The organism is Pseudoalteromonas lipolytica (assembly GCF_001306915.1).
GTDB classification, from domain to species: Bacteria; Pseudomonadota; Gammaproteobacteria; order Enterobacterales; family Alteromonadaceae; genus Pseudoalteromonas; species Pseudoalteromonas simplex.
The window spans coordinates 126,690-149,721 of record NZ_LJTC01000014.1 but is presented as its reverse complement, the minus strand read 5'-3'; the positions used below and the strand labels follow the sequence as shown (position 1 = coordinate 149,721).

Genomic DNA, 23,032 nt, shown 5'->3' with positions numbered 1-23,032 from the left:
GAGAACATCGGTGCACTTCTACGTGGTACTAAGCGTGAAGACGTTGAACGTGGTCAAGTACTAGCTAAGCCTGGTTCAATCACTCCACACACGAAGTTCACTTCAGAAGTATACGTACTTTCTAAAGATGAAGGTGGTCGTCACACTCCATTCTTCAAAGGTTACCGTCCACAGTTCTACTTCCGTACAACTGACGTAACAGGTGACGTACAGTTACCAGACGGCGTTGAAATGGTAATGCCTGGTGATAACATCAAGATGACTGTAGAACTAATCTGCCCAATCGCGATGGACGAAGGTTTACGCTTCGCTATCCGTGAAGGTGGCCGTACAGTTGGTGCTGGTGTTGTTGCAACTATCGTTGAGTAATCAACTATAGTGATGCATTAAGCATTAAGAAAAACCCGAGCTTAGTCTCGGGTTTTTTTATGGGTGAAAAAGCTATCAGCTGTCAGACGTCAGATTAGATCGAGAGGGTTGTTTAGTGTGGTGTCTCACTCAGCATTCTGCCTGTTCATTCTTCAGGTAGGTTGGTTTGAGCGCAGCGAAACCCAACACAATACATGTAAACCTTTTCTTTGGTAAACCCAAACCACCATAAAACACTCCCAAGGTTATGCTTGACCTATAACCTAGAGCCTTTACCCTCGCTAACTCGCATCTAAATCCAACCCCTTGATATCTATCTTGGTTATTCATCCCTAAATTGGGAAATGATTATGAATGTTAGCTGAACTGAACTACGCTTGATTAATAACTAATAATAAATGTGTAGATTTAGGGATGATCCGTTTTTTAATAGCGATATTAGTACTTCTGTTTTTACCTTCAGCTTGGTCTGCATTTCATAATTACGATATTGAGGATGGATTATCGCAAAGTGTTGTGTTCGATATTGTGCAAGATCAGCAAGGTTTTATGTGGTTTTCGACGCAGGCAGGTTTAAACCGTTATGATGGCAATAAGTTTACCGTATTCACAGCCTCTGATGAGACAAATAGCCTAGCAAATAACTATATCTATCCATTGGCACTTGATAGCGAATCACAGCTGTTTATAGGTACGCGAAATAGTGGTGTAAACCAACTTTCATTACATAATTATCAATTTTCTGAGCCACTCTTAAAAGAGCGTCGCATCACCAGTTTATTGGTAGCGCAACAGCATGTTTATATTGGTACTTACGACGGCAGCCTGTTTCGTTACGATAAGCGAACACAGCAACTTGAAAGGCTAATAACAGACTTAAAAAAGCCTATTTATGCGCTATCAAAAATTGCCAACATCCTTTGGATTGGTACCCATGGAGCTGGGTTACTTCATTATGATCTTATTAATAAACAACAAATTAATACTATTTTTTCTGGCTTTGCTGAGCCAATAGATATTCATGCCAGTATCTTTGCTATCAAACAGGCAGCTGATGGCAGTATTTGGTTGGCAAGTCAGGGTGGTGGCTTATACAAGATTGAGTTAAGCACTAAAACAATGACGCAGTGGCTTACCTCTAGTGATGGCGGTGTTGGGCTTAGCAGTAATGAAATTCGTGATATTGAGTTTGATAGCCAAGGCCAAGTTTGGCTAGCAACGCGAGGTGGCGGGATTAATGTTTACGATCCAATTAATGCAAGTTTCACCGTTTTAGCACATGACCCATTTGATAAATATAGTCTTGCTCATAACCGGGTTTATAGTATCTACCGAGACAGTAGCGACATTATGTGGTTTGGTACTGCCAATGGGATCAGTAAGCTCGACCCAGCATCATTGCAATTTAGTAAGTTAAAAAAGCCAGCGCCACTTTCAAGTAACGATGCGTGGGCGCTATTTGAAGACTCAAAGCAACGTATTTGGTATGGCAGCTGGGGTGGCGGTATCGATATTCTTGATCAGCAATTAAATCGTTTAGAGCGCATAACCACCGAAAGTTCACCGTATTCAATCAGTAGCAATGCAATTAAAGCCATTGCCGAAGATCGTAATGGCGATATATGGATTGGCAGTTGGCAGCAAGGGATTGATGTTTTGCATACCGATGGTAGCATCAGTCACTTTCGAGCAGGTGAAGGCGAGCATGGCTTAACTGAAAACAGTATATATGCTCTTTTAGTCGATGAGAAAAATAATGTCTGGGTTGGCACGAATGGTGGAGGGCTGTTTTGTTTTGATAGGCAGCGCAGCAAATTTATTAGTTTTGCACAGCCTGTAGCGAATACAAAACTTATAATTCCAACGGCACGGGTGACGAGTTTATATAAAAGCTCGCAAGCAGATCTGTGGATAGGCACAGATGGTGATGGGGCTTATCATTACAACGCTGCAACCGATACTCTCACTAATTATCGCAAAGGCGACTTGGCTTTATCTGATAATACAGTGCGTGCGTTTTTAGAAATTGACCAGCAAATGTGGCTCGCAACGTCGAACGGCTTAAATATTATTGATTTGAGCAACCAGCACGTGCATCAATTTAATGTCAATCAAGGCCTCCCTAATCAAGTCGTTTATGCGTTGTTAAAAGATAACGACGATTGGGTTTGGCTTAGTACCAACAATGGCCTCGCTAAAATAGACCCAGCAACCATGAGCATTAAAAATTATAAAGCTCGACATGGCTTACAAGGTAATGAATTTAATGCCGGTGCTTATTTAAAAGCCCGTGATGGCCGCTTGATGTTTGGTGGCACACAGGGGGTGAGTGTCATTAACCCCGCTGATCTTGAAATCAATGCTATTGGTGGCCAGTTAGCGCTTACTAGTTTGCAGTTCGATGATGAGGATGTGGTAAACGAAGGAGTCAATCGTTTAGGCAGTTTATACCAAATAGAAAAAAGCCGTTCAGTGACTATTCCTGCGGGCATCAAACGGGTTCACTTTCAGATTAGTTACCTACACTACTCTGAGCCACAGACTAACCTGTACTCTTATCAGTTAGCGGGCTTTGAACAGCAATGGCGTAAAGCTACAGGGCCTTTTTTATCTGTTGATTATACTAACCTTCCTGCTGGTAAATATCAGTTGAAAGTTAATGCTAGTAGTGAAAGCGGGGCAAATGTGCTCACTCCATTACTGTTAAACATAACCGTTCTTGCTCCTTGGTGGCAAACTAGTGAGTTTTATCTGTTAGCGGCTATGCTGATTTTGGCGATGGTGTGGCTATTCACAGTGCTTTGGACTCGCCGGATACGCAAACAAAAATATTATCTGGAGCAAATTGTTAGTGAGCGTACCGACGAAATCGCAGAGCAAAAAACGCTCATCGAACAGCAAGCTGAAGCTCTGAGTGATTCACTAGAAAATAAAGTGCGCTTCTTCACGCATGCATCTCATGAATTACGTACTCCTTTGAGTTTGTTGATTGCGCCGTTGCAAAAGCTAATAGCTGATGAGCGAATTACTGAAAAGCGTGAGCAGCTGAATTTGGTATTGCGAAATAGCCGGCGTTTAGAAAATTTGGTTGATAAGCTATTAACGCTGACTCGTTATGATGAGCGCCATGAAGAGATTATAAAAGTTGTGTCACTATCGGCAATTGCCAGAGAGGTCGCAGGGCAGTTTGCTGTGTTAGGTGAAAAGCCTATCGACTTTAAGGTCGATATTGAAGAAGCCGTATTTATCGAAAGCACCCGAGAAGGGGTGATCACGATTCTTACCAACCTTTTAAGCAATGCATTTAAATATACTCAGCAAGGTCAAGTCGGCTTAACCGTAAGCGTATCAGGTGAGCTTGCCAACATAGAAGTAACAGACACAGGTAAAGGTATCGCAGACGCTGAAAAAGGCAAAGTATTTGATACTTTCTACAGAGTGAGTAGTCATGCAAATGTAGAAGGTAGTGGCGTTGGCCTAGCCATCGTTAAGCGTTTGGTTGATAAGTACAAAGGCACGCTTGTGCTGGCAAGTCGCTTAGGGGAAGGAGCTAGTTTTAAACTTTCATTTCAAGCAACGCAATTTGCTGCTCATGCTTCTGCTGCAAGTATCAGTTTAAAATCAAATGAAGTGCAGAATAAAGCCAGTGTATTAATTATTGAAGACAACGATGAGTTACGCCATTACCTTAAATCTGAGTTACAACACCGCTACCAAGTTTTATTAGCGCAAGATGGTCAAGTTGGATTGCAAATAGCTTTGAGCCAAGTGCCAGATTTAATCATCACTGATTTAATGATGCCTAAAGTTGATGGCTTTACTGTGTTAGATTCATTACATAACTCGCCCGTTACATGCCATATCCCAGTAATTATTTTGACCGCAAAGGGCGATTATGAAACTCGAGTGAGTAGTTTGCAGCAACACGCGCTAGATGTGATCACTAAACCATTCGATAGAGAAGAGCTATTTTTAAAAATTGAGAACTGGCTAGGCTGGGTAGCTCAATATGCACAACAATCGAAATCTGAAAAGTCGCCACATAAAGCTCAGCAAAAAACGGCCTTTTCACTCGATCCGAGAGACAAAAAGCTGCTTGAAAAGTTAGCTGAATATGTTGCTGAGCATTTTCATCAGCAGGGCTTTTCTATGCTTGAATGTGCGAAGCACTTAGCATTGAGTGAGCGTCAATTCCAAAGAAAGTTAAAAGTATTGTTAAATATCACACCAAGTGAATATCTTCGCGAATATAGATTGCAAAGAGCTGCTGAGTTGTTACAGCAGGGTCGCCAAGTAAGTCTAGTTATAGATGATGTTGGTTTTTCCTCACGTTCGTATTTTTCTAAGTTTTTCAAAGAAAAATATGGTGTGACGGCAAAAGAATATCAATGTCAAAAACCTTAACCTACTGTTTTTTAATTACATGTCGTATTTGAGTACATTTTTGTCGGCATTCAGTACACACAATTTGAATAACTCATCTACCATAAAACCTTAATGAAAAATGAACGGGAAAACATGCTTCGAAGTACTCAAATTGACGGGCAAACATAAAGTCTAATTTATGATTAAAAGAGTGATCGAGCGCTGACCTTGTTCATATGTTTATTAAGATTTGCTTCCTTTGAGATTGGCAACTGCTCTGCAGTTGCCTCTTTTTAGTGAGCTATACCGCAATCAATGTAAGGATTAACATGATGAGCCCTCCAAATTTCAGGTCTATGAATTTTATAAAACAATTACTTTTCGCAGCCAGTATTATTAGCTTAACAGCTTGTGGTGGGAATAATAGCAATAACGAAGATGATACCCCTCCTGTTGCTGAAGAGAATAAAAGTCCAACAGTATCAATTAACAGTGACACAGAGTTACTAGAGGGAGAGGAGCTAGTTTTACAGGCGACAGCGACTGATAGTGACGGAAGCATTAGTCAATATGCTTGGACACAAGTATCTGGTCCTACCCTTGATCTTTCTGGTAGCGATACAAGCACATTAACAATTACAGCACCTGCAGTTGAAGAAGATGCAGATATTGTTCTTGCTTTGACTGTAACAGATGATGACGATGCAACTGCAAGTGCAGAAGTTAATATAGCTCTGAAGCGCAAGGCACTAAAAATAACATTTGAAGGCATTGTAACTGATGAGCCAATTGTTAATTCTAGTGTTGTATTTCAAATTGGTGATGAACAGTTTGAAGTAACCGCGGATGCCCAGGGTCGTTTTAGCGTAGATATTGAAGTGGATGATTCTGATGCAAATGAATTAGTGAAGCTAGTCGCATATGGTAATAATTCAATTAATCCCGGTGTAGAGTTTGTCTCGCAGCTAAAATCAATTTCAACTTTGCTGGCGCAAGCAGGAGCTGATGGAAAACTTAGTAAAGAGGATAATTTTGGCGTTAATGTAACTAATGTTACTACCGCAGAGTTTGCATTATTGACTCGTGATGGTGCTGATATCAACTCCGAAGAAGCACTCGATGATGCATTGTTAGCTGTTGATGCGGATGAGAAGTTACTTTTAGCATCATTAATTAAAATTATTGTTGATAACGAAAATTATGAACTTCCTGAAGGCGTCGAATCAACCTTAGACCTTGTATCAAATTCTGAGGATATTGATAACTTTGTTAATACCGTAGAGAGCCAAGAACCGGGTCTAATTGAATCGACAAAAGAAGAAATTAAAGAAGATGATGAACTTGTAGATCAGACCGTTACTAGTATTGTGGGTGAGTATATTTTAATGCAGCCGCAATACTATAGAGCATCAACTGCGCAGTTAGAGTTTAAGGCTGATGGAACTGGCTATGCTAGTTTGATTGATGTCGATACAAGCTTTAATTGGTCTCAGCAAGAGCAGGATATTACAATTAATTTAGCTGAGCCTGTACTTATAAACTGCTCATTTAGCAATGATGAAAATGATCAGCAGCAGGAGGTATGTGAGTATTTAGTTGAGTTAGATCTAATTATTCTCTTGGAAAATGATGCTAATAGAACTGTAGAGTTTTCTCGCAAAACTGAAACTCGTTTCAGTAACAGCGGTGAAGTGTATAACAGCTCTGAATCTAATTATAACGCCACCCTTATTGAACAACGACAAACACTTGCAGTGACAGCAGATGAGCTTATTGGTACTTGGGTTATTGATAATTTGAGCGAGTTTGGTGGGTATAGTAGTGCTGTAAGTATTGAGCTACTTTCTGGTGGAACTGGGACGCTCACTGATAACGATAAAACGCCTGTCAGTGTTACTTGGCAAGTCGATGAGAATCAACTGCTTATAAGTAATAGCGCAGAAAGTATCAATTATGACATCGCAATTTGGTTAGTTAAAAATGTACAAGTTGGTTATCAATTTGCTGCATCACTCGAAGCTAAAACAGATGATAGCTCGCGAACAGTTACTGGTTTAATGGTGAAAGATAACCAGCTTTCATTTACTGAAGCAGATCTACTTGGTAAATGGACTGTGTACCAAGGTTATAACTCACCACAAACAGACCTTCATTACGACGTTTATGACGATGGTTTAATGAATTTTAATTTGAATCAAAACTTTCGTTCTTGGCAAGTAAGTAGTGATGGAGAATTCTTACGTTATAACTATTTTACAAGTAATGGCATTCAGCCAATCTGCCCTGAAGATGATGTTTGCCAAGTATATAGTGAGTTTTCTCAACGTCTGCTAGCAACCAATAACGGGCAAAACTTTACTTACCGTAAGTATCGCTTTTTTAATTATGACGGAACCGAACGCCCAGAGGATTACTCATCACATCTTCGTAACTTCTCAGTTTCTAAGGAATATGGCGTATCTAAATTTGCTCCCTACTGGTTAGAAGAAAACGCTAGCTATGATGAAAATGGTTATCCGATAAACGTTGGTTTTATTGAGCTTTATTCGCCAAGGGAACGTGGTGTTGAAACTATTAAAGTTGAGACAATCTATCACGATGAATTAGATGAATATAAACGTAGAATTAGCTTTTCATATCTTGGAGTTTTAACTGAATATGACTACAGCTTAGCCTCCGGCAAATTGATGTTTAATACATCGCAAGCAGAGGTTAGTGACTTTGATAGGTATTTCTTAACGGTTTGTGTTTATGCGCAGTCAGCGAGTTGTACTGAAGGTGATAAGCAAGCTTGGTTCTTTGATAAAGCGATGGCGGAAGCGCAGGTTGATATTGATCGCCCTGCAACAGAGCACCCGTTAGATGGCGCCTGGCAACTTGCCGATGAACCTGATGTTGCAGTGGTTTTACGTGATGGGAAGTGGATTCAGATTCAAGCAATGGCAGATGAAGGCGTTGATGATGCTCATCCGGGATTTGAGTTAGGCGATTTTACTTGGAATGAGAGTACAGGTGAGTTTGCTGTTGAACTAAGCGAAGATACCAATGGAAGTTTTGGGATTGACGATGCTGGCAGCATTATAGCGTCTGTCTCTGCAGATACACTTACTCTTGAAATTGAAGGGGAAGGTGATGTTGTACTAACACGTATTTATAGTCTGGGAAATCCACTAGTAGGTGCTTATTTCGATGGGTCGCTTGATGGTGACTTCTTTATGGGCATATTTAAAGAAGACGGTACTTTCTTAGAGCTTGCTCATGACACTGAAAATGATGAGCTGGGTATATCTGGAGGTTACTATAATTATGATATTGAGAATCAAAAAGTGTTTGTCGATTTCTATGAAAAAACATACGGTAGCCCAATAGAAGAAGCTGACCCGCACTTTATTGTCAAAGCACAAGGCAACTTTTTACAATTTAAAGATGGCGATGACTTCGGTGTAATGCAAAGAATTACGCGAGTTATTGAGCAAGATTCTTTTACCGAAGTCGACTTAATTGGTACACATATTTTCACCTATATGGCCGAGAGTGGTGGTGTTGAAACATCAAATATTGTCATTGCTGAAGATGGCAGCGCTTCATTCGAATTAGATGGTGAAGTTCGTAGTGCGTCTTGGGAGCTGCATTTAGGATCTTTAATGATGTTTAGTGAGGCTACCGAGAGTCAGAATTATGGTTATGGCGTGTTAATGACTCCTATCACAACCGTTGATGGAGGATTTAGCGTTGAAACTTTAGGTTTTGAAGTACCAGAAAGCTATAACGACGATGATGACCCTGCATTACATACATTTTTGTCAGGCAGCTTAATTAAGCAGTAATTTATACCCAAACCACCTCAAGATGCAGAATTCAGCGTTTCACAGGTGCTTAAAATCAAGGCGTTACTTTGCAAGAATGGCAGTCCCTTTTAAGAAGTAACAACGATGAGAGTAAGTGCCTGCGAAGCGCCCAAAGGGTTGGTTTAAAAGCGATTTATACTGCGTTATTGATTTTAACAATAGAACCACTATTACTTGCAATCAATGCCTTGCCTAAATCACTTTTAATTCCAACTGAAACTCGCACCTTGAAATGGTTTGGGTATATAAAGCCCAGCACAGTATGAAGTACTGGGCTGTTTTTTTAGGATTGATAGTCGTAGTAAATCAAAATACACACCAGCTAATCTACTTAGATCTAATCTTCGCTTAAAAGATTGAAAAGTTTATGTTACAACGGCACTAACATTACTTTTTAGTTACAAACATGACTGAACTTTACCATTGGTTTGATTTAATCGGCGTAGCCGTGTTTGCTGTTTCTGGAACGCTATTAGCGTACGACAAAAAAATGGATGGCTTTGGGGTTGTTGTGTTAGCCACAGTCACTGCTATTGGCGGTGGAACTGTGCGCGACGTTATTTTAGATGTGCCCGTATTTTGGTTACATGATCAAAGCTACTTCTGGGCTATATTACTTTCTGTATTTGTTACCACTCGTTTAATCAATAAACAGCGTTCGATTTCACTTAATGCATTGCAAGTGGCAGATGCTTTTGGTTTAGCATTTTTTGCGGTGATGGGGGCGCAAAAAGCCATGCTTGCCGGTATGCCTGATACCACGGCGATTATTATGGGTGTGATCACAGGGTGTTTTGGTGGCGTTATCCGTGATGTGCTGGCTGGAAATATGCCGATGCTGTTAAAAGGTGAGCTCTATGCTACTACTTGCATCGCAGGTGGGATTGTTTACACATTAAGTATCTCACTGGGTTTAGTGACCGAAATGGCCATGGTGTTGGCTATGCTTATGACCTTATCACTGCGTTTAGCTGCAATGAAATGGCACCTTACATTACACGTTTTTAAATATCCCGACTAAGATTAGTATTAAGAATGAATGATAGGGACATCATGGATCGTGTCTTTAGCTAGAATATTTTCTCGTGCACAAGTAGGTGTGCAAGCTCCTGAAGTGATTGTAGAAGTACACTTAGGAAATGGCTTGCCAGCTTTTCATATCGTTGGCTTGCCTGAAGCGTCAGTCAAAGAATCAAAAGATAGAGTGCGTAGCGCACTCGAAAACTCACAGTTTGGCTTTCCTGACCAACGAATAACCGTCAACCTTGCGCCTGCTGATTTACCTAAAGAGGGTGGCCGTTTTGACTTGGCTATTGCAGTGGGTATCTTGGTCGCCTCTGGGCAAATAAACTGCCCCGATATTCATCGTTATGAGTTCTACGGAGAACTGGCTTTAAATGGTGAGGTAAGATGGGTGAATGCTATTTTACCTTCGGTGTTAGGAGCGAAAGAGCAGGGTCGCTGTTGTTTCTTACCCGCCGAAAACGATAATCTTGCAAGCCTTGTTTCGGGCGTTTCTCGAAAGGCCGTTTACTCTTTACAAGATGTTTGGAATGACTTATTAAACCAGCAACCCCTGCCACTTAATATTTGTTATCCAGAGCAACAGCCGCAGCGTGACTCGCTACTCGATTTAAGTGATGTGAAAGGTCAACCTGGGGCTAAACGAGTGCTCGAAATTGCTGCGGCTGGTGGTCATAATTTACTATTTCTTGGCCCTCCAGGTACTGGCAAGTCAATGCTTGCTCAGCGTATGCCTACGATTATGCCAACCATGTCAGATGATGAAGCAATAAGCACTGCCGCGTTATATTCGATAATTGGTCAATCGGTTGATTTATCGAATTGGCGTGAACGCCCCTTCAGAAATCCACATCATACTTGCTCTGCTGTTGCCCTTGTTGGTGGCTCTTCGAATCCTAAACCGGGTGAAATCTCTCTCGCTCATAATGGCGTTCTGTTTTTAGATGAGTTACCCGAATTTGAAAGAAAAGTGCTCGACTCATTGCGTGAACCAATGGAAACAGGTGTGGTGACCATATCGCGAGCGGCACGACAAATGGAATTTCCATCGCAATTCCAGCTGATCGCCGCATTAAATCCTAGCCCCACAGGAAGCCATACCGATAAGCGTGCAACGCCAGATCAAGTATTGCGGTACTTATCTCGGGTATCTGGGCCATTTATCGATAGGATTGATTTACAAATTGAGCTGCCGCGACTCACCAGTAGTCAATTGCAGAGCACGCAAGTAGAAGAAAGCAGTGAACAAGTAAGAGCCAGAGTCGAAAGAGCTTATGCAATTCAACTCAACCGACAAGGCAAAGTGAATGCGCGCTTGAATAATAAAGAAATGAGCATTCATTGTGAGTTGGCAGCTGCTGAGCTGCAGTTTTTAGCAAAAGCCAGCGAAAAACTGGCGTTATCACCACGCTCTTATCATCGTGTTATTAAAGTTGCACGCACCATTAGCGACTTAAAAGCACAGCCAGCGATTACCTTAAATGAATTAAAAGAGGCGTTGAACTATCGCGCCTTTGAACGGCTAATAAGCCAATTAACGCAGTTTTAGTGAGCTTTTAAATTGATAGCATGTAGCCTTTACCGCGAACGGTTACGATACGCTTTTGGTCTTTTTCATCGCTGAGTTTTTTACGTAAGCGGCCAATAAGTACATCAACGGTACGATCGCTTGGGCTCCAGTCAGGCTGACCAATTTCTTCGGAAATTTTTTCACGTGATGTCGCTTTACCCGCATTTGCAATAAGGCAAATAAGTACCTTGTGTTCTGCTTCAGTAAGACGAGACTCTTCACCATTAGGGGTGACTAATGTGCGGTTATCAGGGTGCAGTTTAAAGTCGGCATATTCAATAAACTCTTCGCTCTCATCATCTTGCTGAGAGCCTTTTATGCGTTTAAACAGGGCGCGCATTCTTAGTTCAAGTTCAAGTAAGTCAACTGGTTTGCAAATGTAGTCATCGGCACCTTGTGCAAGACCTGCAATACGGTCAGCTTGCGAGTCACGACTAGACAGCACAATAACGCCAATGTCTGTTAGTGCATTAAGCTCTTTGGCAAGCAAAAGCCCATCGCGTTTTGGTAACACAATGTCGATAACGGCTAAAGAGATTGCTTTTTTTGATGAAGCACGCGATTGTACAATGCTTAATGCATCGGCCCCCGTTGAATCTACCTCAATATTAAACTCAGTTTCTTTAAAATGATTAAGAATGCGTTTAACGAGTAGTTCGTCGTCTTCAACCAATAAAACTTGAATAGTCATTCGCTTTAATTTCACACTTGATTTGTTGTAATGTTAGCACTGTATGGCAAAGGCTGAGAAGAGTCATGATAAGGTTTATAACTATTTCTTACAATTTAATGGCTTAGCGATAGTTGCAAAGGATGAAAGCTGAGCACTCGCACAGTGCTCAGCCAAGTGATTAAACTACTTTTCAGGATAAAGGTGTTGCCACCATTGTGGCTGATCTTTTAAGTTTTTATCGAAATAAGCCAACATGGTATTCCACCAGTCGAAGCGTTTATCACGAGCAAAAATTTGGTGATCTGCACCTTTGTACTCAATCAGGTCAACATCTTTACCTAATAATTTTAATGCCGTGTACATATTGTGACTTTCACCTACCGGTACGTTGGTATCCGAATCACCATGAAGGAGTAATAACGGCGTTGTTACTTTGTCAGCATGAAAAACCGGGCTGTGTTGGCTGTAAAGTGTAGGATTGTTCCACGGGAAGCTATTTTTAGATGCTTCAGCTGAGTATAAGTAACCCCACCAACCTTGGCCCCAATACGAGGTGATGTTTGAAATCCCTGCATGGGCAATCGATGCACTGAACATATCCGTTTTAGTTGCGAGTAGCATGGTCATAAAGCCACCGTAAGAGGCACCTAAATTACCCACACGTTTGCTATCTACAAAGTTATATTTATCTAAAAAGGCTTTTGTGCCGTCGATGATATCGTTGGCGGTGTATTCACCCCATGCGTTGACGTGTTTAGCCGAGAACTCTTGGCCAAAGCCTGTTGCGCCCGTAGGTTGTATAACGTAAACAACATAGCCATGCTCAGCCCATAAGTTAAACGGGTAACGGCCTGTAAAACCACGAGTTACTGGTGAAGTGCCACCATAATAATAAACCAGTGCAGGGTATTGTTTATTGCTATCTAAATCATGGGGTAAATAAACGCGGCCCTTAATTTCAATGCCATCTTTATTAGTAAAGTTAAACTCTTCCAGTGAGGCTACTTGCGTATTTTTATAGCCAATTGGCTTAGAGTCCCACACTACTTTAGCGCGACCTTTACCTAAGCTTAGTTGTTTTAACTGCTGAGGTGTTGACGCTGTGGTGCCGGTAACCAAAATGCGCGGGGGGCGTTCGTGTGAGTAGCTAACTTGCTCAACAACATCAAAACCCGTATTCACTTTATTAAAACGCTTTTTGCTTAAGTCGAATTGATAAAGTTGTACGGTATCTTGCTCGGTCACTTTAATAAGCGCATCACCGTTTTTAAGTACGTTTAACTGGCCGATAGCCGGGTTAAACTCTTTACTTAGCGCTCTTGCCTTTTTACCGTCACGGCTGAGTAAATAAAGTTGACCGTCATAGTTATTAGCAAGCATTCCTTCAGGAAGATTACGACCTAAGCCATTATTAAAATCTGGTCCGGCAGTGACATAAATTCCGTCGTCAGTATATTTGGCCTGATTAAATGTATTGTATTGACCAAGTACCGTAAGAGCCGATGTAGCTAGGTTTAGCTCAACAAGCTCTGTTGCAGGCTGTGGTGATAGCTGCATTGCTTGTGCTGAGCGGCTCATTAAAACGTGGCCGCTTTTAGCGTCAAAATCTTCAAGTGAATGGCTAAGTGGGCCTTGGCTTAAGATTTTGCTTAGACCTGTGGCGATATCGAGTAAATAGACTTGCGATGTGGTACGAGCATAAGACCAACGGTCTTGAAGGCCTTGGTAATGTTTAGTGAGCTTGCCATTGTCTGTTGGAGACTTCGACCAACTAAAAATTAAGCTGTTGTTATCGAAAAACTGAAAGCCACTTGCACCCGCGAGGTTTTTAGCAATGACGCTAAGTTGCATGGTTTTTAGGTTTAAACGCTTAAGCTCGCCATTTAATAAATACACTAAGCTTTTGCTATCTGGGCTCCAAGTTATGTTACTCGGCTGGGCTGACTCAAAGCGATAAAGTGTATTGTTTTTTGCGTCTTTAAGCTCAGTAACATATTGCGCTTGATTAGCGGTTGCATCTTCGTAATGACGTTGGCTAGTTATGAAGTAATCGCCATTTGGTGCCATTGAAATATAACTAACCGTTGGCGCATCGAATAATTGCTTAGCCGACAAACCGTGTTGTTGTTTAGCACTAAATTGCACAGCATCTAGTTCTGACTTAGCCGTAAAATCAAGCTCAACCTCATTCCAGTTGGCTACTTGCTCAGTGATGATAATAAACTGATGATCGCCTTGGCTTAAAGCTAGCTCATAGCTTTTATTTTTTTCTGTTTGCTTTTCACCATCAATAAATAGCTGCGCGTTTTCAATGCCTTTAAGTGTTAATGAGCCTTGGCTAAAACGTTCAGTTGAGGCGGTAAATTTCAGCGCCTGTAAACCACCGAGTGTTAGCGCGCTCACTTTGTCGAATGATTGCCAGTCAAGTTCATTACCAAAAACACGCATGCTATCGCTGCTGTTTTGCAAGCTTGGTAATAGGTTAGCAATAATGGCATCGCGATGATCCGTTTGATATGGCTTAAGTTGCATATCTTCGCCAAGAGGGCCAATAAATTGCACCGCTGATTTATCAATGGCAGCGGCCATCGCAGTATTGCTTAACGCACATAACGCTAATGCACTAAATGTTGTTTTTAGCTTGGCTGATTGGCTTAGCCAAGTAGTTGAAAGTGTCATAGTTTCGCCTGTTGAAGGTAATTTAAACCAATATAGCACGCTGCAAATTAGCCAAAAAGTGCTCTGCGTTAGATTGCAGTCGGGTTTGAGCTTGTGGTTTTCAATTGCTATGGTGAGCAGGTTAACTTTTTAAGAGGGCTTACAGTGACATTGTTACTTGTTTATATGTTTGTTGCCATTACGGTTTCGTTTTTGTGCTCAGTGATGGAAGCGGTACTGTTAAGTATTACGCCAAGTTATGTTGCCATGCTCAGAAAGCAACAACCACAACTGGCAAAACGTGTTGGTAAGCTTAAAGACAATATAGACCAACCGCTGGCAGCAATACTTACGTTAAATACCATAGCGCACACGGCAGGCGCAGCTGGTGTTGGCGCACAAGCTGCAGTGGTGTTTTCAGATGCTGCGGTTGGCGTTGCCTCTGCAATTATGACGCTATTGGTTCTGGTGCTTTCTGAAATTATTCCGAAAACATTAGGGGCTAATTATTGGCGAGGATTAACACCCATTGTTAGTGTGAGCCTAATTTGGTTGGTGTTTATTCTAAAACCCTTTGTGTGGTTTGCAGATATTTTAACGCGCTTTTTAGGGCGTAATTACGATGAAGCCTATTATATTCGCCAAGAAATTGAAGCCATGGCTGATATTGGTACTGAATCAGGAGCCCTTGGGCAAGATGAATCTGAAATCATACGCAGCCTGCTGCATTTTCGTCATGCCAAACTCGATACCTTAATGACACCACGTACGGTGCTTTTTAAAGTACATAAAGATTTAACTGTAAACCAATACTTGGCGGAGCATGGTTCTTCTTCGTTTTCTCGGGTATTGGTTTATGACAAAAATGGTGATGATATTATTGGTTTTGTGCATAAAAATGACATTATGCTGGCTTATCATCGTCTAGGTGAAGACTATAAAATTAGCAAGCTCGTTAAGCCTATTTACACCGTACCAGAAACCTTACATGTGCCGACCTTACTTGAAACCTTACTGTCTGAGCGCACGCATATTTGTTTAGTCGTGGATGAATACGGTGATGTGCAAGGTATTGTCACCCTTGAAGATTTAATCGAAGCATTAATGGGGCTCGAAATTGTTGATGAGCACGATCAATCAGCTAATATGCAAAAAGTCGCCAAACAGCGTTGGCGACAACGTTTAGCATCTAGTAATACCATCGTCAGTGACGATAAGCGTCAACCTTAGCGGCGATGTCCTGCTGCGGTTTTTACCATTTGTCGCCATGAGAGTGACCAATTTAAAAAGTCTTCTTTGGCTTTCGGGCGGCACAGCAAAAAGCCCTGCATAAGAATAAACTCTTTGTAGCGGTCGAGGTATTCGAGTTCTTCCACTCGCTCAATGCCCTCGGCTACAATAGCGAGATCTTCTTGTATCGCTATATTCACTAAGCTACTAACAATCACTTGGGAAAACTGATCGGTTTCAATATTGCTAATCAGGGTGCGATCGATCTTAATTTCGGTAAACGGTAATGTTTTGAGTTGTTGAACATTAGTAAAGCCAGTACCAAAGTCATCGAGCGAAATACCAAAACCGCGCATTCGTAAACGGTTGAGTGTTTCGAGCTGTGCCGCACTTCTAAGTGCATACTGCTCAGTGATTTCGAGGATAATTTCACTTGGAGTTAAATTATTTAAATGTAAGATTAACGCAAGTTTATCTGGGCAGCTTAAATCTTCTAGTTGCGAGGGTGATAAATTGAAAGCGAGCTTTAAGTTTTGATCAAAGTTTTCCTTTATTTCAATAAAATCGCTAGTGGCTTTTTCAAATAATTGAAAAGTAATAAGGTTTATCAAGTCCAAATCTTCAGCAACACAAATAAAGCGTTCGGGCAAAATGATTTCTTGTTCTTGACGCGTGTTGATCCGTGCTAATACTTCAATACTTTCAACCCGGTTGTCATGACGATTAATTTTAGGCTGATAAAACGGGATCACTTCATTGTGGCTGATAGCATGCAGTAGTAATGATTCAGAAATAGGCGCCTGAGTTCGTTCAACATGAATAGCAAAGTGTTCCAACTTTTGAAGTAGTAAGTAAACTTGATTTAATTGTACTGGCTTAGAAACATTACCAATTAAGTGAGCGTTATGCTTGCGAGCTAAGTCAGCAGCTAGGTCTATAACCTTAGGGTCCATCTCAGAAATAATGGCAATTGCACCTTGGTATTTCATGGCGCCTAAATGGCGGATAAGTTCCATGCCATCCATGTCTGGCATATTGAGATCAGTAAAAACAGCATCAAAGTATTTCGGGGCTTTTTTTATTTTTTCTAGTGCTTCCTCAGCACTTAAGCTGGTGGTGATATGAGGGACTTCGAGCTCATTCAAAATAGCATGCATGACAATTAAAATTGCTTTCGAATCATCTACGACGAGAATGTGCCTATTTGACTTAACCATATTCATTCCTTGAATGAGAATACTATTATAAAAGTAGTAGAAAAATTGCATTAAGTCATGTTTATTGATTTCTTTTTGTATAATAAATGCACAATCACTTAAGGGGTTGAAACTCGTAATTTTATCTGTGCGAAGTATAATAGCCGCACTTTTTATTCGTATTTATAAGAACTATGGTCAGACTTCAGTTGAGTCTCGCAGATGAAATCTTTATTTTGCATTTAAACGGCTCACAGTTAATTCAGCTTTTTCATCAACAACAAGCAATTGCCTTCGATAATCCAGAGCCAAAACTTTATGAGTTTGATTTTCAGGGGCAGCGTATTGGCCTTGATACCAGTAAAGTGCACGAAAAAAGCTTAGTGGTTTTTGTTAATCAGCAGCAGGTAAGTCAACTTGCTTTACCTGAGTTGCAAGAAGCCGAACCAAAACGCGGCATTATTGGTTTGCTGGCATTAGGTTTTAAATTATTCAAAAGTGCAAAAGTCGTGAAAGCTGCGTTAGCGGGTGCCTCGGTGGCTGGCTACGCTTGGCTATTTTCCATTGAATTTGCCTTAATGTTAATCGCTTGCTTGGTTGTGCATGAATACGGTCATGTGCGCGCAATGAAATATTTTGGCATTAAAACGAAAGGTATTTACCTTATTCCTTTTGTCGGTGGTTTGGCTGTTTCTGATGATAAAATTACCACTCGATGGCAAGACGTGGTGATCTCACTCATGGGGCCCGCTTTTGGCTTAATTACCTCAGTGCTAGGAGTGGTGCTTTACTACGCCACTGAAATGGAAATATTCGCCGGTGTGGCGGTACTCAGTGCACTGTTAAACCTATTTAACTTGTTACCTATTCTGCCCTTGGATGGTGGCCATGTACTTAAAAGCATTAGTTTTTCGATGCGTTCATGGATAGGCCTAAGTGTATGTTTATTAGGTGTGTTATTTGGCTTGTGGCTGAGTTACACCTTTGGCTTGATGCTACTGGTGTTTTTCTTATTTGTAGGGGCACTTGAGATTATCTTTGAGTGGCGCGGGCGTCACTACTCACACCTCATTCCTCTTGATACTTACGGGCAAGGTTTTTCAGCAGTAATGTACGCACTGGTTGTTGCAGGTCACGTTGCTGTGATGATGCACTTTGCCGACTCAGAAAGCCCAATCCTAAGCTTACCAATGAAGATCTTAGCAAGTTAACTCGTATTGCCAGATATTAGGAAGTGTCTTTATCACTTCCTAATTTGGTGTTAAGGATAAAAACTCAGCATTAACGATATAAACACGCCGGTGATGATAAGCTGTACAAGGCAAAAGCCCATGATGTCTTTTGCTTTTAAGCCGGCAATAGCAAGTACGGGGAGTGCCCAGAACGGCTGAATAAGGTTAGTCCAAGCATCGCCCCATGCGACAGCCATAGCAACCCGTGGCATATCCGCGCCAAGTGTTTGTGCTGCAGGAATGACAATCGGCGCTTGCACCGCCCATTGGCCGCCGCCTGATGGCACAAATATATTCACAAACCCTGCACTTAAAAAGCTCCAAAATGGCAGTGTTTCGGCTGTTGCAATGGCAATAAACCCTTCAGATATTTGTTGAGCAAGTCCCGTTTTTACCATAATGGCCATGATCCCGGCATAAAATGGAAATTGAATCACAATCCCAGCGCCACTAGGGATTGCTTGCTGTAAGCTGCTAAGTAAATTATGCGGTGTTTGATGCAGTAAAATTGCGCTAAATAAGAAAATTGCGATCACGCTATTTAAGTTTAAGCCGCCTCCGTTTAACACAAAATAATAAAATAAATAGGCAAGACCAACGGCACCTACTCCCATACCTAGCAAACGACTATGTTCTATGACTTCAGCAGGGCGGGTGGGTGTTGCTATTTGCTGCGTTTCATCATCAAGCTTTGCGGGGTCAACATAAACACTGTCTTTTTCGCTTGGCAGCATATAGCGATTTACCAACGGCATGATAATAAACAAGCCCACAACAATAGCGATATTAAATGCCGAAAAAATTGTGTTTTCGGTACCTATCACCCCAATGCTTTGCTGTGCAAAGTGGCCATCGGTTGCGATGGTCAGCGGCACTGAACCGGCTAAGCCACCATGCCAAACAATAAAACCTGAATAGGCACTGGCTACTAACAAACGGTAATCAACGCGGGTTTGTTTCGCAATTGCTTTGGCGAACAAAGCGCCAATAACTAAACCGAAGCCCCAATTTAGCCAGCTAGCCAATAATGACACGAGCGTAACGAGTATAATCGCTTTGGCAGAGCTGTTGGCGAAAGTCGCAAGCTTGTTGAGTATGCTGCGCATCACCGGGGTACTCGCTAGCATGTAGCCCGTTAGCAGCACCAGCAACATTTGCATGGCGAATTGTAGCAGGTTCCAAAATCCACCACCCCAAGCCGCGAGCACTTGCGTGGGCGTTGATGGCGTAAAGAGGCTCGCAACGATAAAGCTCAGCAAAGTGAGTAATATAACAAATACAAATGGGTCGGGTAGATAACGCTCTACTAGATTAGTGAATGGTTTAGCAACGCGATTTAGCATGGTTTTTATTGTTGTCGTCGAATCGATAGTGCCAATAAATCATGAATAACGATGATTGGCAAATTGCGACGTCGTTGCTTGAGCTTATGCCTTCAAAAACAAATGCTAAAATTAATTACTGTGAATCTTGCTCAAGCACCGCTTTTAAGCGAGCCTGAACTTCTTCGACTAGCAGTATTGGCTGGAACTTTGATAAAAACGCATTACAACCAACCTTCTCAACTAAAGCTTGATTAAAGCTACCACTCAAAGATGTGTTAAGCACGATATATAGGTTTTTCATGCGGCTGTCGTTACGAATTTCGTGTGTTAAGCGGTAGCCATCCATTGCCGGCATTTCTGCATCGGTGATCACCATGAGTAATTCTTTCTCAACATCTTTGCCTTGATCAGCCCAGCCTTTTAACATTTCGAGTGCTTCAAGTCCGTTACGAGCAGGTATGATTTCGATGCCAAGTTGCGACAAGGTATCGCTTACTTGTTTACGAGCAGTTGGCGAATCATCGGCATGAAGAATTTTGCGGCCTGCAAATTCATTCACGATACTTTTATCAAGAATGTCATTAGATATTTGTACTTCATACTCAACGATTTCGGCGAGCACTTTTTCTACATCGATAATTTCAACTAGATGTTCTTGGCCATCGCGTTTTACTTTAGTTAAGGCTGTTAGGTAGTGATTTTTACCAATTGCGGTTGGCGGTGGCATGATATCTGACCATGTCATATTAATGATCTGATCCACTTTACCTATTAAAAAACCTTGCACAGTGCGGTTGTATTCAGTGATAACTAGGTTTGTATCTTCGATGTTTTTAGCTTCAGGCATATTAATCGCCTTGCGTAAGTCAATAACCGGAATTGATTCACCGCGTATATTGACTACCCCCGATACTTTTGGGTGCGCATGAGGGATCTTGCTAATTGGTGGCAGCTTTACTACTTCTTTAACTTTAAACACATTTAGAGCAAATAAGTGACGGCTGTGAAGGTAAAATAGCAAAAGCTCTAAGCGGTTTTCACCGACCAGTTGCGTACGCTTATCAACAGAAGCAAGAACACCTGACATATTTCACCCTAAACACCTAATACAGAGATAGTATAGTCTACTATTATTTTTCATCGACATGTATGTTCAATTTAGCGCCTGTTGCTAAATATCCTGCATTACAGTACCGTATCGATAATTTCCCCCACGATAAATTGCAAGGATCATGCACTATTTTTTTAATCGAATAGTAGTTCTTATTCGCAGCCATATTGATCAAGTAAGTTGGCAGGCTGTGGTGCTTACCACGCTTTTGCATATGCTACTAATTTGGTGGCTGCTTATGCTTGCAGGAGAGCAAGCTCTTACACCTCTTGGCACTTATTTTTATTATTATGTAGTAACTACGTCAACAGTTGGCTATGGCGACTTTAGTGCGAGCACTGAGCTTGGCCGTTGGATTGTCGCATTACTGCAAATACCTTTTGGTTTAGCATTATTTGGCGTTCTGTTAGGAAAAACAGGGCAAACAGTAACTTATTTAATTAGGCGCGCTATGACGGGTGATAAAAGCTTCGCACATATAAACAATCACATTATTATCTTTGGTTGGCATGATACACGTACTAAGAAGATGGTCGATTATATCTTGGCCGATCATAAACGTTTAGATCGTCGTATTTTATTGGCCGTTACGGAGCAAATGGAGCATCCATTTTTAGCAAACCCGATGGTTGATTTTGCACGCTTAACTAGCTTTACTGACCTAGATGAGTTGAACCGAATTGCGATTGGCCGAGCCGATAAAATTATTATTGATGGCCAAGATGATGACCAAACGTTTACAACGGCATTACGTATTAGCAAGTTGGTAAATGAACAGTGCCACATTAGTGCACATTTTTCTGATGAAACTAAAATCGAAATGCTACATGAGCATTGCCACAATGTAGAATGTAGCAGTGCTAAATCAGCCGAGATATTAGTGCGTTCAATGCAAGACCCGGGTTCAAGTCGCGTGCAAGAAGAGTTACTATCGACATTGCACGGTGATACTCAATTTAGTTTACCAATTCCAAAAGGCGTGCAAGCAATGGAATTTGGCAAACTGTTTCATCACTTTAAATATAGTCACGATGCTATATTACTGGGTGTCGCACATAATTTGAGTGCAAAAAATATGGACTTAAACCCGCCGCTTGATTACGTGGTGAGTGAGGGAGATATTTTGCATTATATCGCTACTGAACGAGTTTTGAGCGACGAAGTTGATTGGTCAGCGTTGGTATAGTACCAATCCGCAATAATACTTTTAATTAAGTGAATTGGTATATATGAATGAAGTTGTGTTTTTAATTATTGTACTCAGTGCCTACATTTTACCTGTGGTCATTGTGCTCAATAGTAAACGCACGCAAGGCCACGAAAAGAATGCTTGGTTAATCGGTATCATCTTCTTTTCGTGGTTAGCTTTAGTAATGTACTTAACAATTATCCCTAAACACGGGCGAGTCAAAAAGCACCGTAAAGTAAAACCCAAGAGCTAGAGCCTTTTACTAGTGGCAACTTACGGTTTTTTTATTTCCCCAACGCTTTATCTAGTTCTTCTCTTAAGCGTGGACCTTTTAGGTTTTCAGCCATGATTTCGGCAGCTTTTGCATTACTGCTATTCTCAATAGTGGTAATTCGTTCTGCTAAATCACTGGCATAACTATTGTTGCCGTCTCTTGTGGCGCGAAAAAATTGGCCGATGAGGGCTGTGGCAGAAATATTGCGAACATAATCATTATCGTCTGTTTGTAACAGCTTTTGAAAATGCTCAGCGAGCTTAGGCGAGACGTTATTTTGGCGAGATAAATTCTCTAAAGTACTGACACGAATCTTAGGATCATTAGTGTATTCGCTAATGCTTATCATGGCATCGATAACAGCATTTTCTTGGCTTTCATCTAAGTCGCGTCTGAGCATGCTTAAGGTCATTTTTAGTTGCCCGTAGGCTGCTAAGCGCTCATTTTCGGACTTACTTAAATTGAGTAAGGTAGCAAGTGCTTCATTTATTGAGCTGTCGGCATATTGTGGGTCTGCTTTGATGCGTTCGCGGTAGTCATCAGGTAAATTTCCTAGCCAACCCAATGCTGGGTTCCTTTTTTCTATCTCAGCTCGTCGCTCACTTTCTTGCTGTGCCATTGCTTGTTTTACCAATGAGGTCAGTCGCTCTTGGTCAAGAGTGTGGGTTTGATTTTCAAGCTCGTGAATGCGTGTTTCTAGATCTAAAATATAGCCATGTAAGGCAACTAGGTTTTCTCTGTCTTGCTCTGGAATGGTTAACTCTTTTAAGTTAGGTTTTGCCTGCTGTATAACTACAGGCTTGTCAGTCGAGTTTACTTTTGTATAGCTATAAATTGATAAGCCCAGTGCAATGCTTGCAAATGTCAGCGCAGTACTCCCTTGCCAAGTCGACATATCACATCATCCAAGTTGCTTTGTAATATCAGCAGATTAAAACAAGCCATTTGTATTATCAATTACTTATGATG

General features: G+C 41.3%; 15 protein-coding genes. 9 read left to right on the top strand and 6 right to left on the bottom strand.

From position 1 onward, the window contains the following. From AOG27_RS18715 to AOG27_RS18690, 5 genes are all read left to right on the top strand, one after another. A partial coding sequence (locus AOG27_RS18715) for an elongation factor Tu (RefSeq protein ID WP_082389326.1) occupies positions 1 to 369 on the top strand: 369 nt, incomplete at its 5' end. A gap of 414 nt (positions 370 to 783) precedes the next feature. Beyond that, on the top strand, positions 784 to 4,773 hold the full coding sequence (locus AOG27_RS18710; RefSeq protein WP_054554510.1) for a two-component regulator propeller domain-containing protein: 3,990 nt from the start codon (positions 784 to 786) through the stop codon (positions 4,771 to 4,773). A 317-nt stretch (positions 4,774 to 5,090) separates the two neighbouring features. Further along, positions 5,091 to 8,561, top strand: a complete 3,471-nt coding sequence (locus tag AOG27_RS18705; RefSeq protein WP_054554509.1) for a PKD domain-containing protein — start codon at positions 5,091 to 5,093, stop codon at positions 8,559 to 8,561. 427 nt (positions 8,562 to 8,988) lie between these two features. Beyond that, positions 8,989 to 9,603: a trimeric intracellular cation channel family protein gene (locus AOG27_RS18695; protein ID WP_054554507.1), complete on the top strand. Its 615-nt coding sequence runs from the start codon at positions 8,989 to 8,991 to the stop codon at positions 9,601 to 9,603. Positions 9,604 to 9,642: 39 nt separating this feature from the next. Beyond that, positions 9,643 to 11,154 carry a YifB family Mg chelatase-like AAA ATPase gene (locus tag AOG27_RS18690; RefSeq protein WP_054554506.1) on the top strand — a complete coding sequence of 504 codons (1,512 nt, stop codon included), beginning with the start codon at positions 9,643 to 9,645 and terminating at the stop codon, positions 11,152 to 11,154. Between the two features lie 7 nt (positions 11,155 to 11,161). Here AOG27_RS18690 and AOG27_RS18685 read toward each other — a convergent pair whose 3' ends face one another. Both AOG27_RS18685 and AOG27_RS18680 read right to left on the bottom strand, forming a co-directional pair. Further along, entirely contained in the window at positions 11,162 to 11,866 is a 705-nt protein-coding gene (locus AOG27_RS18685) for a response regulator transcription factor (protein WP_054554505.1), read from the bottom strand. Between the two features lie 165 nt (positions 11,867 to 12,031). Continuing rightward, positions 12,032 to 14,527 (bottom strand): alpha/beta hydrolase family protein, encoded by a 2,496-nt coding sequence (locus AOG27_RS18680; RefSeq protein ID WP_054554504.1) that lies wholly within the window; start codon positions 14,525 to 14,527, stop codon positions 12,032 to 12,034. Positions 14,528 to 14,671: 144 nt separating this feature from the next. Here AOG27_RS18680 and AOG27_RS18675 point away from each other — a divergent pair, with 144 nt between their 5' ends. Then, positions 14,672 to 15,736 carry a hemolysin family protein gene (locus AOG27_RS18675; protein ID WP_054554517.1) on the top strand — a complete coding sequence of 355 codons (1,065 nt, stop codon included), beginning with the start codon at positions 14,672 to 14,674 and terminating at the stop codon, positions 15,734 to 15,736. Here AOG27_RS18675 and AOG27_RS18670 read toward each other — a convergent pair. Continuing rightward, complete coding sequence (locus AOG27_RS18670) at positions 15,733 to 16,953, bottom strand: EAL domain-containing protein (RefSeq protein ID WP_054554503.1); 1,221 nt, start codon at positions 16,951 to 16,953, stop codon at positions 15,733 to 15,735. The two genes, AOG27_RS18675 and AOG27_RS18670, sit on opposite strands and share 4 nt — an antisense overlap. Before the next feature lie 173 nt (positions 16,954 to 17,126). Between AOG27_RS18670 and AOG27_RS18665 the strand changes: the two genes are divergently transcribed. Continuing rightward, positions 17,127 to 18,143, top strand: coding sequence for a metalloprotease (locus tag AOG27_RS18665; RefSeq protein WP_054554502.1), 1,017 nt, complete (start codon positions 17,127 to 17,129; stop codon positions 18,141 to 18,143). Positions 18,144 to 18,193: 50 nt separating this feature from the next. On the opposite strand, the gene AOG27_RS18660 is transcribed toward AOG27_RS18665, so the two are convergent. After that, entirely contained in the window at positions 18,194 to 19,507 is a 1,314-nt protein-coding gene (locus AOG27_RS18660) for a short-chain fatty acid transporter (RefSeq protein WP_054554501.1), read from the bottom strand. A 115-nt stretch (positions 19,508 to 19,622) separates the two neighbouring features. Then, positions 19,623 to 20,576, bottom strand: a complete 954-nt coding sequence (locus tag AOG27_RS18655) for a chemotaxis protein CheV (RefSeq protein WP_054554500.1) — start codon at positions 20,574 to 20,576, stop codon at positions 19,623 to 19,625. Between the two features lie 145 nt (positions 20,577 to 20,721). On the opposite strand from AOG27_RS18655, the gene AOG27_RS18650 reads away from it, so the two are divergent. Next, the gene (locus AOG27_RS18650; protein ID WP_054554499.1) at positions 20,722 to 21,786 is read left to right on the top strand and encodes a potassium channel family protein; all 1,065 of its coding nucleotides are present in this window, start codon (positions 20,722 to 20,724) and stop codon (positions 21,784 to 21,786) included. A 43-nt stretch (positions 21,787 to 21,829) separates the two neighbouring features. Further along, positions 21,830 to 22,042, top strand: a complete 213-nt coding sequence (locus AOG27_RS18645; RefSeq protein ID WP_054554498.1) for a hypothetical protein — start codon at positions 21,830 to 21,832, stop codon at positions 22,040 to 22,042. Between the two features lie 31 nt (positions 22,043 to 22,073). On the opposite strand, the gene AOG27_RS18640 is transcribed toward AOG27_RS18645, so the two are convergent. Continuing rightward, a complete protein-coding gene (locus tag AOG27_RS18640; protein WP_054554497.1) occupies positions 22,074 to 22,958 on the bottom strand; it encodes a hypothetical protein in 885 nt (294 codons plus the stop codon). Between the last annotated feature and the right edge of the window lie 74 nt (positions 22,959 to 23,032).